At 28.5% G+C, this 17,895-nt stretch carries 13 protein-coding genes and 1 other annotated feature; of the genes, 1 reads left to right on the top strand and 12 read right to left on the bottom strand.

Annotation, left to right across the window (positions count from 1 at the left end; all coding sequences use genetic code 11):
- Positions 1-11: 11 nt before the first annotated feature.
- The 12 genes from NQ543_RS06990 to NQ543_RS07045 all read right to left on the bottom strand — a co-directional run bounded on the left by NQ543_RS06990 (position 12) and on the right by NQ543_RS07045 (position 17,225).
- The gene (locus tag NQ543_RS06990) at positions 12-572 is read right to left on the bottom strand and encodes a GNAT family N-acetyltransferase (RefSeq protein ID WP_004609273.1); all 561 of its coding nucleotides are present in this window, start codon (positions 570-572) and stop codon (positions 12-14) included.
- Positions 573-821: 249 nt separating this feature from the next.
- Positions 822-4,280, bottom strand: coding sequence for a glycoside hydrolase family 3 N-terminal domain-containing protein (locus NQ543_RS06995; protein ID WP_039903796.1), 3,459 nt, complete (start codon positions 4,278-4,280; stop codon positions 822-824).
- Positions 4,281-4,963: 683 nt separating this feature from the next.
- A complete protein-coding gene (locus NQ543_RS07000) occupies positions 4,964-5,497 on the bottom strand; it encodes a methylated-DNA--[protein]-cysteine S-methyltransferase (protein ID WP_004609275.1) in 534 nt (177 codons plus the stop codon).
- 277 nt (positions 5,498-5,774) lie between these two features.
- The gene (locus NQ543_RS07005; RefSeq protein ID WP_004609276.1) at positions 5,775-6,164 is read right to left on the bottom strand and encodes a DUF1292 domain-containing protein; all 390 of its coding nucleotides are present in this window, start codon (positions 6,162-6,164) and stop codon (positions 5,775-5,777) included.
- A gap of 12 nt (positions 6,165-6,176) precedes the next feature.
- Positions 6,177-6,596, bottom strand: a complete 420-nt coding sequence (gene ruvX, locus NQ543_RS07010; protein ID WP_004609277.1) for a Holliday junction resolvase RuvX — start codon at positions 6,594-6,596, stop codon at positions 6,177-6,179.
- A 1-nt stretch (position 6,597) separates the two neighbouring features.
- Positions 6,598-6,849, bottom strand: a complete 252-nt coding sequence (locus NQ543_RS07015; RefSeq protein ID WP_004609278.1) for an IreB family regulatory phosphoprotein — start codon at positions 6,847-6,849, stop codon at positions 6,598-6,600.
- 60 nt (positions 6,850-6,909) lie between these two features.
- Positions 6,910-9,519, bottom strand: coding sequence for an alanine--tRNA ligase (gene alaS / locus NQ543_RS07020; protein ID WP_004609279.1), 2,610 nt, complete (start codon positions 9,517-9,519; stop codon positions 6,910-6,912).
- 38 nt (positions 9,520-9,557) lie between these two features.
- Positions 9,558-9,754, bottom strand: a binding site (T-box leader).
- Positions 9,755-9,983: 229 nt separating this feature from the next.
- Positions 9,984-12,176, bottom strand: coding sequence for an SF1B family DNA helicase RecD2 (recD2, locus tag NQ543_RS07025; protein WP_004609280.1), 2,193 nt, complete (start codon positions 12,174-12,176; stop codon positions 9,984-9,986).
- Positions 12,176-13,309, bottom strand: coding sequence for a tRNA 2-thiouridine(34) synthase MnmA (mnmA, locus tag NQ543_RS07030; RefSeq protein ID WP_039903799.1), 1,134 nt, complete (start codon positions 13,307-13,309; stop codon positions 12,176-12,178). Before mnmA ends, recD2 begins: the two co-directional genes overlap by 1 nt.
- A 66-nt stretch (positions 13,310-13,375) precedes the next feature.
- A complete protein-coding gene (locus tag NQ543_RS07035; RefSeq protein WP_004609282.1) occupies positions 13,376-14,296 on the bottom strand; it encodes an ROK family protein in 921 nt (306 codons plus the stop codon).
- A 52-nt stretch (positions 14,297-14,348) separates the two neighbouring features.
- Positions 14,349-15,317: an RluA family pseudouridine synthase gene (locus tag NQ543_RS07040; protein WP_004609283.1), complete on the bottom strand. Its 969-nt coding sequence runs from the start codon at positions 15,315-15,317 to the stop codon at positions 14,349-14,351.
- Positions 15,318-15,638: 321 nt separating this feature from the next.
- Positions 15,639-17,225 (bottom strand): IS1182 family transposase, encoded by a 1,587-nt coding sequence (locus NQ543_RS07045; protein ID WP_004609179.1) that lies wholly within the window; start codon positions 17,223-17,225, stop codon positions 15,639-15,641.
- Between the two features lie 130 nt (positions 17,226-17,355).
- Here NQ543_RS07045 and NQ543_RS07050 point away from each other — a divergent pair, with 130 nt between their 5' ends.
- Positions 17,356-17,889: an NUDIX hydrolase gene (locus NQ543_RS07050; RefSeq protein ID WP_004609284.1), complete on the top strand. Its 534-nt coding sequence runs from the start codon at positions 17,356-17,358 to the stop codon at positions 17,887-17,889.
- The last annotated feature ends 6 nt before the right edge of the window (positions 17,890-17,895 follow it).

Raw genomic sequence — 17,895 nt, forward strand, 5'->3', positions numbered from 1 at the left:
TAACTATCAATTTACCAAAGCTGATTTTCTTTTAATTCGAAAATAATATCTGTATTTTCAAAATCTTTTCTATGCTGTTTACTTTTATGAGAAATAAACATTATCATAGTTACAAGATTTAAATCATCACTACGAAATGGTTTGTTTGTTGTTCCACCTATAAAACAAGCGCCTGGAATTACTTGCCATCCCAGTCTTGTATAAAAAGAAACTTTTTCTTTAGTACAAGTAAAAATACTAATATCAGCTTGTTGTAAAATAATAAATTCTATCGCTTTTTTGATTATTTGAGATGCTAAACCTCTTTTTTGATAATGAGGATGGGTTACAACTTCACTCAATCCACATGCTAAATATTTCTCTTCTTTATGATATAAAATAGTTTTTCTTATTCCAACATGACAAATCGCAATATCATTTTCTATCAAAATAAATGAAGTTAAATACGTGTTTAATCCTGATGGAAAAATATTGTTTTCTTTATCTTGAGGCCACGCAGTATTTTCTAGAGCAATAATTTTATCTACAATTTTTTTATCATTATTTTCTTGTATGTACTGTATCAATTCCATATCTTTTCCTCTTTTAATATTTGTTATATTTATTGTAACACAATTTTATCAATACCTATTATTTAAAATACTTCCCTATCTTAAAAAAAATCATGCATAATACACAGCTTATTATAACTTATAATATCTTCATTTTTTATATTCAGTATTAAAAAATTGATATTAGTTTAATCTACGAAGATCATATGTTTAACATACTTAAAAAACGGGGAGCATTTTCCCCGTTATAATTTAAAACTCCAGATTATTCTATTTAATCATTTTCTTTTTTCTAAATACAATATATCCAGCCATACTTAATAATCCTAGTCCTGCAAATATTTCAGCTAAATTATTATCTCGAGTTTTTACACTTGTGGTATCACCATTATTTACTGGTGTACTTACTATGTTGTCTACTATTTGTAATCCTGCGATTGCTTTTGCAAGAACATCTTTTGTTGCATCTACTTCAACTTGTGATGCATTTGGATTATCTAATACTAATTTTGCTTCATTTAATGCATCTTTTAATACACTGTATGATGTTTTTGTATAATTAGCAACATTTAACATTTCTGCTTGATTGATTAGTTCTTCTAATAAATCTTTATTTGGAATTAATCTTAAGTTTAAATATGCTTTTATTAATGCTTCATAAGCTGCATTTACCCCAACTTGTGTTGCATCTAGATTATCTAATACTGTTTGAGCATTAGTCATTGGTTCAGCTAAATTATTCCATGATGCTTCTGTATATAATTTACTGTCTAATCCATTAACTTTATCAACCATTGCTTGTAATGCACTTTTATCTACTACACTCACCAAATTATCAAGTGCATCTTGTAATTTAGTTACTGCATTATCTACCTCTTCTTGTGTTGCATTTTCATCATTATAAACTTCTTTTGCATAGTTTAATGCTTCTTGTAAAGTATTCCAAGAATCAGGTGTATAATTACTTTCTTGTTTAGTTTCAGCTTCTTCAATTAATTGTCCTAATCCTGTTTTATCAGGTTTTAATCTTAAGTTCAAGAATGCTGTTACTAATTCATTATATGCATTATTTATTTCTTCTTGCATGGCATTTTCATTAGCTAATACATCTTTTGCTTCATTTAATTCTGTTTCAAAAACCGTCCATGTAGTTGGAATATAGTTACTTGAATCTATTTCATCAACTTTATCAACAAATGCCTGTAATGCTGTTTTATCTCCTTTGTAAAATTCTAATTTTTGCATGATACTAGCAAGTCTGTCAAATGCATTATTTACTTCAACTTGTAAAGCACTTGCATTATTATAAATATCATTAGCTTCATTTCTTGCCACAATGAATTCATTAACTACTACTGGTACAACATTTTCTAATTCCTCATCTGTAATTAAATTAGCCATATCAACTGCTATCTTTAATGCTGTTTTATCAACACTAACAGGTACTAATAATTCTAAAACTTTATCATATTGATTTTTTAGTTCTTGTGTATTTTCATCAACTTTTGCTTGCGCTAATTTATGAGTTAAATTAGCATTTTTAGCAACTTTTAAAACATCATTTAATGTTTCTAATTCATTTTTAGCACTTTGCCATGATTCTTCAGTATAATTATTTTTATTTAATGTCTCAACTTTATTGATTGCTTCTACTAAAGCAGTTTTATCAGGATCTTTAGCTAATGCTTCATATTCAATACCATAACCTAGTTCATAAACAATTTCATCTGTTGAATATACTTTTGATCCTGGAACATATTTAGGTATATCAACCGGTAACTTTCCAGAAGCTCCAAATGTACCTAAAACTACTTCAGTTCCAGCAGTAAGATTTGGACTAAATGCAGCAGTCGCTCCTACTGTTCCTCCTCCAAAAGATTCAGTTATATCCAAACCAAGACTAGTTGTTCCATATACAGCTAAAATTCCATCAGCATCAGGAAATGCTTGGACATCATAAGGATGATTTAAAGAAATTACAACTGTTTGTTTTCCTAAACTCTTACAATAATTAGTAAATAATTGTGGACATGCAACAAGATAACCATCTATTCCTGAGGCACTAGATATTTCTGAAGAATGTACTAATACATCACACCAATCTAATAAATCACGATTTGTTCCTTGGAAATTTGAACCATCTGAATTAATTGCACTGTTGACTTTATCATCTAATCCAGTCCAATTATAGTGTTGTAAAATTTTATAGTCTGCACCTTCTGGAATAATTCCAGCTTGTTTTGCTCTTTCCCACGCTAAAACAAATCGATTATTATTTCTAGAATATGTAGTTGCAAATAATACTTTAGAATTACTAGTTAATTTCAATGGTAAAACATCATTTTCATTTTTAACAACAGTAACTCCTTTTGCTGAAATCAATCTTTCTGTTTCACGATTTTCAACTGACCCTACTACCTCTAAAGCTTTTGCTTTTTTATCTTGTAAACTCGTATTATCATTAACTAATTCCATGATATTACGATTATATTTTAATGTTAAAATTCTTTCAACAGACTTATCTAATTCCTCAATAGATAATTTTATTCCATTATAACCATCTTCTTTAGTATAGGCATCAACAAATGCATCAATTAACGGAATTAGTTTAGTTTCCATATCAGCCCATGAAGATATATCATTAAATGGAATATCTAAAATATCAACTCCTGCTTTGACTGCTAGCAAATTACGTTCATTTACATCAAAATAATTAGCAACACCATTCATAGTCATTGAATCAGTTACAATCACACCATCAAATTTCAACTCATCTCTTAAAAGATCAGTTAAAATTTCTCTTGATAAAGTAGCAGGTGGTAACATATATTCATCTTTTTTTGCTGAATAGATTTCTTCTTTTACTACATTTGGAAATTGAATATGTGCTGTCATAATCATATCAGTTCCTGCAGCAATTGCAGCTTTAAATGGTACTAATTCTGTTTGATATAACTCATCCTTAGTAGCATCAATTGAAGGTAATCCTGTGTGTGAATCAGTTGCAACATTTCCATGCCCTGGAAAATGTTTAGCTGAAGTAGCTATGTTTTGACTTTGAACCCCTTCAATATAAGCTGTAGTAAATTTTGCTGCCAATTGTGGATCACTACTAAACGAACGCAACCCAATAACTGGATTATTAGGATTATTATTAACATCTGCATCAGGAGCAAAATTTGTATTTACACCTACTGAACTCAATTCACTACCAATAATTTTACCAGCCTTATAAGCATATTCAGGATCATTTGTAGCTCCTACAGCCATATTCCCTGGCAAGGCAGTTCCTCCAGTTAATCGATAAACTATTCCCCCTTCTTGATCAGTTCCAATTATTAAAGGAATACTGTTCTTTCCTAAATTTTGATCCATTGCTGCTTTTTGTAATCCATCTGTTAATTCAACATTAATACTAGCATCAGATGCAAAATTTGCAGCAAATAAAATAACACTACCAATATCATATTTTCCAATAATTTCATAAATTTCATCATTAATATTTTGTACAGATGAAATTTTTGTACCATCTTTCATTGTCCACCCACTTCTAAATGAAAGCATGATTTTTTGACCTATCTTTTCTTCTAATGTCATTTTTGAAACTAATTCTTGAGCTTTTTGTTCATTAGTTAAAGCCACAGCATTAGAAATATTTATCCCAAATATAGTTGTAGCAATCATCACTAAAACTATCATCAAAGAAACAATTTTCTTCCCTAATTTCATATTCTTTCTCTCCTTTTTGTGTGCATATTCTTGCACTTAAAATAATATATTGGTAAAGTTAAGATTTATCCTTTCGTACAAGCAATTTTGTCATATATAATAAAAATTTCAAAATCAAGTATTGTAGTTTAGAAGACACTCTTATCTTTATACTATTATTTATATTAACATGCTTAAAAATATCTTATTTTAATATCATAAACTAAACAAATATGATAAATTATAAATATTAACCAGAATTTATTAAAATACTATTAAATTACAAAACAAAAACTTACTTGATTATACACATTAAAAAATGCAAAATCTTTAAACTTCACCTATTTTATTAAATAAAAATTCCCCAATATAATAATTTATAACCTATTTTCTCAATCCCTCCATTTCTCAATTTCAATTTATCAGCATTAAAAATAAAACCTAAATAAAGTTGACGACACTATAGTATCATTAACAATATTTAGGTCATGCCTGATTTAACAGTAACATCTCTTTCTATATAATTATTTTACCTATCAAAACAAAAACTGTCAATATAAACAAACTAAAAAACACTCTAATTATCAACGTTTTTCAATTTATTTTAAAAATAAGTTATCATCTAAAATAAAATTATAATTTAGATCTATATTCTCGCTTAATAAAAAATAATAGCTTTATTTATGCCTTTTAACCATGTTCACTTATAAAGCAGTCCCTTTTGTAGGAATAATAAATTTAGTCATATCATTCTTTTCAAGTTCTAATAATTTTATCTTATTTTTAATCCCACCACCATAACCTGTCAAACTTCCATTACTTCCAACAACTCTATGACATGGAATAATAATACAAATAGGATTCCAACCAACTGCCCCTCCAACTGCCTGAGCAGACATTTTATTAAGACCTTTTATTTTTGCAATTTCTTTAGCAATATCATTATATGTAACTACTTTCCCATATGGAATTTTATTCATAATATCTATAACCATTTTTCTAAATGGTGTTAAATTTTCAATCTTATATTTTGGAATAAAATCAGGCTCTTTACCACTAAAATAAATATCTAACCAATTACTTGTTTCATTAAATATTGATAAATCCTTTTCCTCGAAATCTCCCTGATGTTTTAAATCATCTCTAGATTTTTCAAACCATAATCCTGTCAAATATTCTCCATCACTTCGCATATAAATTATTCCCAGTGGTGAAATATATGTTTTTTTATAGTTCATCTTGATTATTTCTCCTTCCTAGTTCATTTATACTTAATTTTCAATCATTATCAATTAAAATTTTATTAAATATTAATAAAACTAAAATAATCTTACTTCCTCTTAGCCTAACATAAATTAATCATATCATACTCATATATTAAAATCATCATCTTAAAATTAAATAAATTCGTAAAACTTTTATTTATATTAAACATTCCTAATAATATTTTTATTACTAAATAATTCTATAATAATAAAAAGTATGGATTTTACATCATTCCATACTTTAAAATAACTAATTATCTTTACAACATTCATGATCACCATTTTTTTTGCAACATTCGTGATCATCATCATGATGTCCTCCACAACATTCATGATCTTCATCATTTTCGTGGCAACATCCACCGTCTTTATGTCTACCACAGCATTCATGACCCTCTTCACTTTCAGCCATAAAACTTTGAAAAACTTCTTCAACCATTTCCCATTCTTCAGGAGTTTCAATTGGAAATAGCTTTCCTTCATCATCATAAATTGATGCATACACATTTGGCTCTTCTAATGATGAATCATAATATAAAACATATTGTTTATTTAATTCATCATTATTAAAAGTGAATAACACTTCATATTCTAATTCATTTCCTTGATCATCAATAACTTGGATTTTATTTGCTTCCATCTTTTTTCCTTTCTAATTAGCATCTAAATAACCTTGCAATATTGCAACAGCTGCCATTTTATCAATTACTTGTTTGCGTTTTTTTCTCGAAACATCAGCAAAAATCAATCGATCTTGTGCAACCTTTGTTGTCAAACGCTCATCAACCAACACGACATTTAATCCTGCAACTTTTTTTTCTAACATTTCCTTAAACATAATCGAAATTTGTGCTCTTTCACCTAAATCGCCATTCATATGTTTAGGCAAACCTAATACAACTGTTTTAATTTGGTTTTTATTAATTATTTCAACAACATAATTTGCAGCTTGTTTATAATTACCATCATTAAAACGGTATGTTTCTAAGCCATGAGCAAGCATACCAAGTGCATCACTCATGGCAATACCACAAGTTCTTGAACCTAAATCTAGTCCTAATATTTTTTCCATCCTATTTCTCCAAATATGATTTGACTAGCTCTTCAATAATTTCATCACGTTCAACTTGTTGAATTATGTTTCTAGCATTCTTATGACTAGAAATATATGCAGGATCATTAGAGATTAAATAACCTGCAATCTGATGTACTGCATTATACCCTCTTTCATTTAAAGCATCTATTACAGTTTGAAGATTACTACGAATCATTTCTCGACGCATATCTTCAGAACTAAATACTTTTGTCTTTGTTAAATCATGCATATTATTCGACCTCCCTTAAGGCTTTGCCTATAAAACTATTTTACACCAAATAGTCTTAAATTAAAAGAAGTTTTTAAGTTCATCTTTGATCGTATCTATCTTTTCATTAACTGGACAACCACCTTGTGCAAAATCAGGTTTTCCACCACCACGACCATCAACAATAGCATTTATCTTTTTAACAACATCGCCAGCTTTAATTCCACTTGCAACATAGTCTTTACTTACACCAACAAAATATGAACATTTTTCTTCAAATTTAGATACTAAAATAACGATTCCTGAATCAATTTTATCTCTAAGATCAAATGCTAATTGTTTTGCTTTATTACTTTCCATATCTTCTTCAACAAATAATACTTTTACACCATTAATATCTTGAATATCATTCATTCTATTAGCTGCATTTAAAGCATTTAATTTTGAATTCAATGCTTCTACTTCTTTTTTAACAGCATTTAATTCTTCTGTTAAACTCGTAACTTTATTAACTACTTCCTTACGATTTTTTAATTTTAAAATTGAACTAATTGTATCAACTGTTTCTTTTTCTAATACTAATGCTTCATAAGCTATCTTACCAGTAACTGCTTCAATTCTTCTAATTCCACTACCAACACTTTCTTCAGTTTCAATTTTAAATAATCCGATATTTGAACTATTAGTTACATGACATCCACCACATAACTCTTTTGAATAATTACCTACAGAAACTACTCTTACAGTATCACCATATTTTTCATCAAATAAAGCCATTGCTCCACTAGCTAATGCTTCTTCTTTACTCATATTAGCAATTTCAACATCAATTCCTTTAAAGATAACATCATTAACTTTTTGTTCTACTGCTTTTAACTGTTCATTAGTGATTTTTTCAAAATGAGTAAAGTCAAATCTTAAACGATTATCATCAACATATGAACCAGCTTGATTAATATGACTTCCAATTACTTCTTTTAAAGCAGCTTGTAAAATATGTGTTGCTGTATGATTTGCGGTAATTTTACCACGTTTTTCTTTATCGATTTCTAAAGTTAAAACATCACCAACTTTAATACTTCCGCTTTCAAGTTCTACAAAGTGTAAATGTTGTTGATTTGGTGCTTTTAATACATTTACAACCTTAGCTTTACATTCATCGTTATAAACAATTCCGGTATCAGCACATTGTCCACCCATTTCAGCATAGAAAGTTGTTACATCAAAGACAATTTCACCATAATCATTTAATTGATCTGTTTTAACACCATCCTTAAATAATCCAATTACAACTCCTCTAATATTAGTAGGATCATATTCAAATGATGATGGTAAATCAAAAGCCATTAAATCTGGTTTTTGACTTGTCATTGATTCATTATCAACTCTTGCTCCACGTGAACGCATTTGTTGCAATTTAAGTTCTTCTTTAAACCCTTCTTCATCAACTTTCAAATTAGATTCTTGAGCAATTTCTAATGTAAGTTCAAATGGGAAACCATAAGTATCATATAGTTTAAAAGCATCTTTACCACTAATAATTCCATCACTATTCTTTTTAATTAATCCACTTAATAACTTTTCTCCATTTGATAATGTTTTATGAAAAGCCTCTTCTTCTTTTTTAACCAAATCACTAATATAACTAACTTTTTCAGGTAAGTAATCATAAAATTCTTTCATAATTTCACTTACTACACCAACTAAATTATACATAAAAGCTTTTTCAATTCCGATTTGTTTACCATAACGAACCGCTCTTCTTAAAATTCTTCTTAATACATAACCACGTCCAGCATTATCAAATAATGCCCCATCAGCCAAGGCAAAAGTAACTGTACGGATATGATCAGCAATAACACGATATGCCATTTTATTTTCTTGATAACTTACATTTGCAAGCTTTTCAGCTTCATGAATAATTGGTAAAAAGAAATCTGTATCGAAATTTGTTTCACCATCTTGAATAATACTAGTAATTCTTTCTAATCCCATTCCAGTATCAATATTTTTTTGTGGCAATTCTTCATAATCATTACGATCGACACCTTCTTGAGAATTGTATTGTGAAAATACTAAATTCCAAATTTCGATATAACGATCATTTTCTAATTCTTCATAAAATAACTTTAAACCCAATCCTTCGGGATCATATTTTTCACCACGATCATAGAAAATTTCTGAATCTGGTCCACATGGACCTTCTCCAATTTCCCAGAAATTACCTGGTGTTTTTAACATATGACTTGGCTCTACTCCAATTACATCAACCCAATAATTATAAGCTTCTTCATCATGATCATGAACAGTAATATATAATTTATCTTTATCAAATGCAAACCATTTTTCATCTGTTAATAATTCCCAAGCAAAATCAATTGCTTCTTTTTTGAAATAATCTCCAATTGAAAAGTTACCTAACATTTCAAAAAAAGTATGATGTCTAGCTGTCTTTCCAACGTTTTCAATATCATTTGTACGAATTGATTTTTGTGCATTAGTAATACGTGGATTTTCAGGTTTGATTGTTCCATCAAAATATTTTTTTAATGCTGCTACTCCAGCATTGATCCATAGTAAGGTTGGATCATCATTAGGAATTAATGAATGACTAGGTTCTACTTTATGTCCCTTACTTTCAAAAAAATCCAAAAACATTTTTCTTACTTGATTTCCAGTTAATTGCTTCATATTTATCTCCTTTATCCAATATAAAAAGTCGCCCTATTACTAGGAACGACTTAAATCGCGGTACCATCCTAATTCATGAATACTCATGCCCTTTATTAGCTTATAACGCAGCTTAAACGGTAATTTTTAATTACTCTCCAAAGTAGCTTTCCTATAAACATGATTAGTATTTTCACCAGCCATACTATCTCTAAAAAACATTTTTTATAGTACTTTTCTTTTTCAACGATTTACCAAATTATAAACTATTCTTATTTATTTTTCAAGTTTGATTTAATTAAAAAGACAACATTCATTGTCTTTTTAATTTCATATAATAATTTTACATTTTTGCCTTTAAATTATCCATCATATCTTCTATACAATCGCATTCACTAAATAAAATCATTAATGAAGCAACACTTAAACCAATTAACAATTTATTTCTAGATAACATAATCTCACCTCATTATAGTTTGTAAAGATTATAAAAAATCATACACACTAATTTCAGGTTTATCTTCAAAACGTAATTTTAACGTAGTTTTTCGACGATTATCTTGATAATTATGCAAACCATGCATAAATGCTTTAGCATCTCCCAAAATAAATAAAGACTGTTTTGCTCGGGTTATAGCTGTATATAATAAATTTCTTCTTAACATTATATAATAATCACTTAACACTGGCATAATCACAATTTTAAACTCATTACCTTGAGATTTATGAATTGACATACAGTAAGCAAGTGTGATTGTATTAAAATTTTGTGACGTATATTCAACAATATTTCCATCAAAATCAACAATCAAAGTATCTTGAAGATATTCAAAATTATCTTTACGACAAATATCTATCAATATTCCAATATCACCATTAAAAACATTATCATCAACTCGATTTTTTAACTGTAATATTTTATCACCAATTCGATACTCTATACGTCCAATTTTATAACTATCTACGCATTGATCTTTAGGATTAAATACATCCTGCAAAGCATCATTCAATGCATCAATTCCCGCAACGCCATGATACATTGGTGCTAAAACTTGAATATCACTTGTATCATAACCTTCTTCTAATGCTTTATTAACAATTGTTTTGACATTTTTTATTACATCATAATTTAACATTGGAAAAAAGTTAATATCTTGATATTGACTAAATAAGTCAATATCATCAATTTCATTATTTATGATGTGATGAGCTAATTGAATTATTCCTGAATCTTTAGCTTGTCTAAAAATCTCATCTAATTCAATTGTTTTAACACCAGCTTCAATTAAATCCTTTAACACATTACCAGGAGCAACTGATGGTAATTGATAATAATCGCCAATAAACAAAATTTTATCAATATTTCTTCCAGCATCAAATAGTTTACTTAAAAGTAAACAATCAACCATTGAAAACTCATCAATAATCAATACATTTATATCTAATGGATTAGTTTTATTTATTGCAAAAGTATTAGTATGTAAATCCCATTTCAACAAACGATGAATCGTACAAGCTTCAATTCCTGTTAATTCAGTTAATCGCTTAGCAGCTCTACCAGTAGGAGCAACTAATCCAATTCGATCTTCTGGATATAGTGATGTATAAATTTTTAATAAAGCATGAACAATCGTTGATTTTCCTGTTCCAGGACCACCTGTTAAAATCATCACTGATGATTTTAAAAAATAAAATAATGCTTCTTTTTGCTTTTTAGCATAAGTAATTCCTTGATTTTTTTCAAAATCTTGTAATAATTGATTAACTCTTGATACATCAATATTTTCATCATCATGATTAATTCTCATTTTTAAATAGTTTGAGATATTTACTTCAGCTTCATACATTTCATGATAATAATAACGTTCATCTTCTTTAATGATTAAACCATTATCAATTAATTCATCTAAATATTCATAAAAAACATTTTCTTCAATACTATAAATAAGCTGTTTAAAAGTTTTAATTATTTCTTCAATTAAACAATATGTACTTCCTGTATTAAAACCATATTGTTTAATACTATAAACGATTGCTGCTTTGATACGATGAGGATTATCTAAAGTCCCACCAGTTTTTAAAGCTAGTTCATCAGCTGTTTTAAATCCAATTCCATCAATATCTTCAATTAATTGATAAGGATTATTTTGTAGAACTTCTAATGTTTTTTCCTTATAAAATGCTTGAATCAAACCTAAATTTTTTAAACTAATACCATGCCCCATAAAAAATTGCATAACTTCTTGATCATAATCACTATTTGTTAGAACTTCATATATCAAATCCCGTCTTTTTTCTGTCATTCCCATAACACAATCTAAGCTATGTTTATCATTTTTAATCATCGTTAAGCAATCTTCACCTAAACTATCGACAATTTGTTTAGCTAACTTTTGACCAACTCCTTTAAATAACGGACTAGATAAATACTTGATGATTTCATCAGATTCTTTCGCTAAAATAATGCGATACTCACTAAGTTTAAATTGTTTTCCATATTTAGGATGAATTTCATAGTCACCAACAAATAAATACTTATCATAATCATTAAAATTATTCATATAACCATTCATCGTAATTAGTTTATCTTCTTGTTCTACATCAATTAATGCCACTATATAATTAGAAGATTCGTTATAAAAACGAATCTCCCTAATATATCCTGTATATTCAATCATTATAAATACTCAATCGGTTTACCATCTTTATAGACAGTTTCGATTGTTCCTCCTCCCAAACAAATATCACCATCATAAAATACCGCTGCTTGACCTGGAGTTACCGCTTTTACTGGTTTATCAAAAGTTAAATAAACTTTATCTTCATCGATAAATTCTAATTTAATTGGATTATCTGCTTGACGATATCTAAATTTTGCATTACATGAAATTTTTTCAGTTGGTTTATTAGAAGCAATCCAATTTACATCACTAATTAATGCTCCTGATGAATATAGCCAATCTTTTTGATCGCCTTGACAGACATATAAAACATTTTTATCATAATCTTTTCCTACCACAAACCAAGCCCCACCAGGTCCTCCAATTCCTAAGCCTTTACGTTGACCAATCGTATAATACATAATTCCTGAATGTTCACCAATAATATCACCAGTTTCAATATCAACCATTTTGCCAGATTGAGCAGGAATATAATTTTGAAGAAATTCTTTAAAATCACGTTCACCGATAAAACAAATTCCTGTACTATCTTTTTTATCAGCTACCGGTAATTGTAATTCATGAGCTAATCGACGAACTTCTTTTTTATCGATTTCACCTAATGGAAATAATGAATTTTGTAATTGTTGTTGATTTAACTGACATAAAAAATATGTTTGGTCTTTATTATTATCGATTCCTTTTAACATTATTGAATCTTTATTTTCACTATGAACCACTCTTGCATAATGACCAGTTGCAATATAATCAGCATTTAATGTTTTAGCATAATTTAAAAATGCTTTAAATTTAATATGTTTATTACAGAGAATATCTGGATTTGGCGTTCTTCCTTTACGATATTCATCTAAAAAGTATGTAAATACATTATCCCAATATTCTTTAATAAAATCTACTCTTTTAATTTCAATTCCTAAGCATTTTGCTACAGCTTTAGCATCATTATAATCTTGTTCTTGAGGACAGATATCATTGTCATTAGTCGGATTACCTAATATATCATTATTAAGCTGGCTATCCCAATTTCGCATGAACACCCCAATAACTTCATAACCTTGTTTTTTTAATAAATATGCAGCAACAGCTGAATCAACACCACCGCTTAAACCTAATACTACTCTTTTTGACATTCTCGTCACCTCACTTGCATATAATAACATTTCTATAAAAAAAAAGAAAGAAAATTAAATTCTTTCTTACTTAAGTTTTGACATCGGTAACATTGCCGCCCCAATTGCTCCACTATCTTCTAATTTTGTTAATAATAGAGGAATATGTCCTTTCATTCCAAGATGAATCAATTCATTAAATTGTTCAACTAAACGATCATAAAAATACTCACGAGATTTCATCACTCCACCACCAACAATAAAACAATGTGGATCAACAGTATGAGCAATATTTGCAAACATTGTTGCTAGCTGTAAAACACATTCATCAACAATACTTTGAGCCTTTAAATCACCTTTACTAGCTAATTCAAAAACATCTCCAGCATGTTTAACTTTATCTTCACCTAATAATTCTTTACCTTTTCTAGTAATCGCTGTTCCGCTAGCTTCACCTTCAACGGCCCCAGGATTTAAAGCACCAAATTTATAACCATTATTTTTTACAATAATATTTCCAATTTCACCAGCATGACCACGTCCTCCAGATACTAATTTTCCATCAACAATAAACGCACCACCTACACCTGTTGAAATCGTTACATAATAGCAAGTTGGATAACCTTTTCCAGCTCCTAGCAAGGTTTCAGCTAAACCAGCAACATTTGCATCATTATCAATAAATACCGGAAGATTAAAATGCTCAGTTAATTTATCACAAATTGGATATTCTTTAAAACCAGGCAAATTAGTAGCCATGATCATATATCCTTTTTTAGTATCAACAGGTCCAGGTACCCCAATTCCAATTCCACTTACACCCTTTAAACCATTACAAACTGTGGTATCTAAACTTTCTATTTGCTTAATGATTTTATTACAAACATAATCAGGCCCTTTATTACTTTCTGTGCTATCTTTTACTTCACTATGGACAATACCTTTTTCATCAACTAATAAAGTTCGAACATTAGTTCCTCCTAAATCAATTCCAATATAATATTTCATATCTTCCCTCCTGTATATATATTATAATTATACACACTATATTAAAAGATATCTATATTAATCTATTTTCAATTTTTTCAAATAGTTTAGGAACTGGGCAAACAATTTCTTTATCTTGTAAATAGGCTAAAATACCAAAACTTTTAACAAATCTAATTTTATAAGCATGTAATAATTGATGATTTAAACCAAATTCCTTTTTAACAAATTTATTCAATTCAAAATCACCATACTTACGATCACCAATAATTGGATGATCAATACTACTAAGATGTACCCTAATTTGATGCATTCTACCAGTTACTAATGTAACTTCGACTTTACTATAATCATTATTATATTTAACTGGTTTAACGATTGTTTCCATTGTTAAAGCTCCAGGATAATCTTTACTAACTAGTTTTACTTGAGCTTGATCATCAAGTTTAACTATATATCCTTTTAAGTTACGCTTTTGATTAACTTTTCCTTTACAAATAGTTAAATAACTTTTTTCAATACAATGTCTTTGCTTAATCATTTCATTTAATACTTGCAAAGCACCTAAGGTTTTTCCAAAAATTACAATCCCACTCGTATTGCGATCTAATCGATGGACTGGTCCTGGCATAAAAGTATTTTCACGGCTTAAATCTAATTCATTTTTATTAGCTAAATAACTCAATACTTGGTTTGTAAGTGTATTAACACTTTCATTTTTATCTTCATGAACTAATAGACCAGCTGGCTTATAAACAATCAAAACATGATTATCTTCATATAAAACTTTAAATGTCTTTTTTACATTATAAATGTCTTTTGTAGCTGTAAATTCCTTAAATTTATCTTCATATAAAAACATCTCTACAACATCATTATTCTTTAAAATATATTTTTCATTCACTTTTTTTCCATTTACTTTAATATCTTTTTTTCTAAACATCTTATAAATAAAGTTAGTTGGTGCATTTACCAATAGTTTCTTTATATATTTATCAATTCTTTGATTAGCATCATTTTCTGTTATTTGTATTTTCTTCATTTTATCACCGCAGTTATTATATCAAATTTTATTTAAAACACCTAATCTTTTTAAAATGAAACCCTTTACATTTTTATCATCTGATGTTATAATGACATTGTCAAGTGAAGTTAGTTCACTTTAATACCCCCTATTTATCACCCTTATATAAAATCATTTAAAAAGGGGCTGTAACGAATAAGGATTTTTAATCTTTAGGCGTTACGCCTTTTTTTGCTTGATACAGTATATTTAGATAAAAAACAAAGTTATCCATATTTAGATAACTTTTTTGGTACTATAAAAACATCATGTGCTTTTTACATGTTTTTATTTAGCTTTTTAGGAAATTGATATTTCCTTCTTTTTCATCTTTTTATTGTGGTATTTGCGTATATTATAGGCAATCCCTATTAACAGCAGTTCTGTTTTTACATTTATGTTTCCTCTTCTTTTTAATCGGACATAATCCATATTCTGCTTTATTATTCCAAATGTCCCTTCTGACTGTATACTTCTTTGCTTTTTCATCTCTTTTCCTTCTTCGGTTCCAAGATTTTCATCTACTTTTTCCTGCATTTCATTTAAGGCATAATTTATCTGTATTTTTCTTTGCTCCTTTGCCTTTGTGCATTTTTCTTTTACTTTACAGTCATGACATTTACCACATTCGAATACTCTGCTGATTTGTAGATATTCACCTGCTGTGTTCCATCTTTCTTCTTTTTCAATATTAAATGAATGTCCCTGTGGGCAGACTTTAAATCCCTTTTCATCATATTCCCAGTTCATCTGATTATATATTTTCTTTTTAAATTCCTTTGTATTCTTTTTTGCATAATAATTATACTTTAATCCCAGTTCCATCCCGTTTATGACATTAAAAAGCAAATTATCATAGCTTCCATATCCGGCATCGCCTATTGGCCATTTTGGATAACAGCCGTATCTTTCTTTATATTTTTTCATAAACGGTATATATGTTTTTGTATCAGCAGGATTTGAAAATATATCCATATGCATAATATATTCATCACTTACACCTATTTGCAGGTTATATCCCGGTTTAAATATACCTGTATGATTATAATAGTCATACTTCATGTTCATCATGGTAGCATCATGATCAGTCTTTGAATAACTGTTCCTGTCGCCACATATGTTCAATGATTCTTCATATCTCATTAATTTTATATAGATTTCAAGAAATTCATCATAATATTTCTGTAATAAGGAACGTCTTTTGCCTTTTCCGTATACTATTTCTATATTTTGTCTTATCATCAGTTCCATTAACTGTTCTGCAATCAGTCCTGTATCATCAGCAGAATATCTTGATTTTATATCATATTTAAAGTTAAGATCATCATTTAATCTTATGATCAGATCTGTCACTTTAAGAAATGCTTTTTCCTGATAGCCTAGAATAGCTTTTTTCCAAACAAAACTGTTTTTCCTTGCATTGGCTTCTATCTTAGTTCCATCAATATAAAGTTTAGAAATATCAACATCATCTAATTCAATGATTCTTTTAACAACATCATAAAAAATATCTTCGATAGACATCGATAATTTTTCTGATATAAATCTTTGAAAAGCCATGAAAGAAGGAGTTTCATCATTAGCCAGCCACATATATCGGATATCATATCTGCATAATTCTTCCATTTTTCTTAATTCATATTGACCGTTTATAAATGCAAACAATGTAACCTGTAACATCATATTAGGGTCGTAGCCCCTGTTGCCTCTATGGGGGCAGTTAAAATACTTTGAAGTGTTAATTCCTTTCATAATTTCTACGAAAGATGTCACCGGATCATCTACAGGAACAACTGTAAAAAAATCTAGTGGAAGTTTACATTGAAATGTATTATAATAAGAATTGTCAATCGGGTAATTAGATTCTATTATTTTTATATTTTGCATAATCTAATTATACCAAAAATAGCACTTATACTCATCTGAGTTTAAGTGCTATTTTTTTATTTTTGGTCAAACACATTATTTTAATGCGTTACAGCCTCTTTTTTGTTATAATTTAAACGAGGTGAAATAGATGGAAAAGAAACTTGATAGTCAATTAATCTATGATGGAAAAATAATTAAATTATATAAAGATAGTGTACTTTGCGATAATGGCAATAAAGCTACTAGAGAAGTAGTTAGACATAATGGCGGTGTAGGAATACTAGCAATCGTTGATAACAAAATATTATTAGTAAAACAATTTCGTTATCCAAATGCCATTACAACATTAGAAATTCCCGCTGGAAAACTAGAATTAAATGAAAACCCAAAAGAATGTGCACTTAGAGAACTAGAAGAAGAAACAGGATATAGCGCTAAAGATGCTATTAAAATCTCAAAGTTCTTACCTACTCCAGGTTATAGTGATGAATGGTTATATATTTATCAAACACAAGATGTTTTTAAAGTAGAAAATCCTCGTGCTTGTGATGATGATGAAATGATTGAAGTTATTGCTTTAGATATTGATGAAGCATACAAACAAGTTGTTAGCGGAAAAATTTTTGATTCTAAAACAATAATTGCAATTATGCATGCATATATTAATAAAAGATCAACTTAAGTTGAT

Origin of the sequence: Thomasclavelia spiroformis DSM 1552, from assembly GCF_025149465.1 — a bacterium.
GTDB classification, from domain to species: domain Bacteria; phylum Bacillota_I; class Bacilli_A; order Erysipelotrichales; family Coprobacillaceae; genus Thomasclavelia; species Thomasclavelia spiroformis.

Excerpts from the sequence above, each read along its gene's own strand:
- NQ543_RS07040 (WP_004609283.1), bottom strand. The coding sequence starts at position 15,317 with ATGAAGAAAATACAAATAACAGAAAATGATGCTAATCAAAGAATTGAT.
- NQ543_RS07050 (WP_004609284.1), top strand. The coding sequence starts at position 17,356 with ATGGAAAAGAAACTTGATAGTCAATTAATCTATGATGGAAAAATAATT.
- mnmA (WP_039903799.1), bottom strand. The coding sequence starts at position 13,309 with ATGTCAAAAAGAGTAGTATTAGGTTTAAGCGGTGGTGTTGATTCAGCT.
- NQ543_RS07005 (WP_004609276.1), bottom strand. The coding sequence starts at position 6,164 with ATGGAAGCAAATAAAATCCAAGTTATTGATGATCAAGGAAATGAATTA.
- NQ543_RS06995 (WP_039903796.1), bottom strand. The coding sequence starts at position 4,280 with ATGAAATTAGGGAAGAAAATTGTTTCTTTGATGATAGTTTTAGTGATG.
- NQ543_RS07000 (WP_004609275.1), bottom strand. The coding sequence starts at position 5,497 with ATGAACTATAAAAAAACATATATTTCACCACTGGGAATAATTTATATG.
- ruvX (WP_004609277.1), bottom strand. The coding sequence starts at position 6,596 with ATGGAAAAAATATTAGGACTAGATTTAGGTTCAAGAACTTGTGGTATT.
- recD2 (WP_004609280.1), bottom strand. The coding sequence starts at position 12,176 with ATGATTGAATATACAGGATATATTAGGGAGATTCGTTTTTATAACGAA.
- NQ543_RS07035 (WP_004609282.1), bottom strand. The coding sequence starts at position 14,296 with ATGAAATATTATATTGGAATTGATTTAGGAGGAACTAATGTTCGAACT.
- NQ543_RS07045 (WP_004609179.1), bottom strand. The coding sequence starts at position 17,225 with ATGCAAAATATAAAAATAATAGAATCTAATTACCCGATTGACAATTCT.
- NQ543_RS06990 (WP_004609273.1), bottom strand. The coding sequence starts at position 572 with ATGGAATTGATACAGTACATACAAGAAAATAATGATAAAAAAATTGTA.
- NQ543_RS07015 (WP_004609278.1), bottom strand. The coding sequence starts at position 6,849 with ATGCATGATTTAACAAAGACAAAAGTATTTAGTTCTGAAGATATGCGT.
- alaS (WP_004609279.1), bottom strand. The coding sequence starts at position 9,519 with ATGAAGCAATTAACTGGAAATCAAGTAAGAAAAATGTTTTTGGATTTT.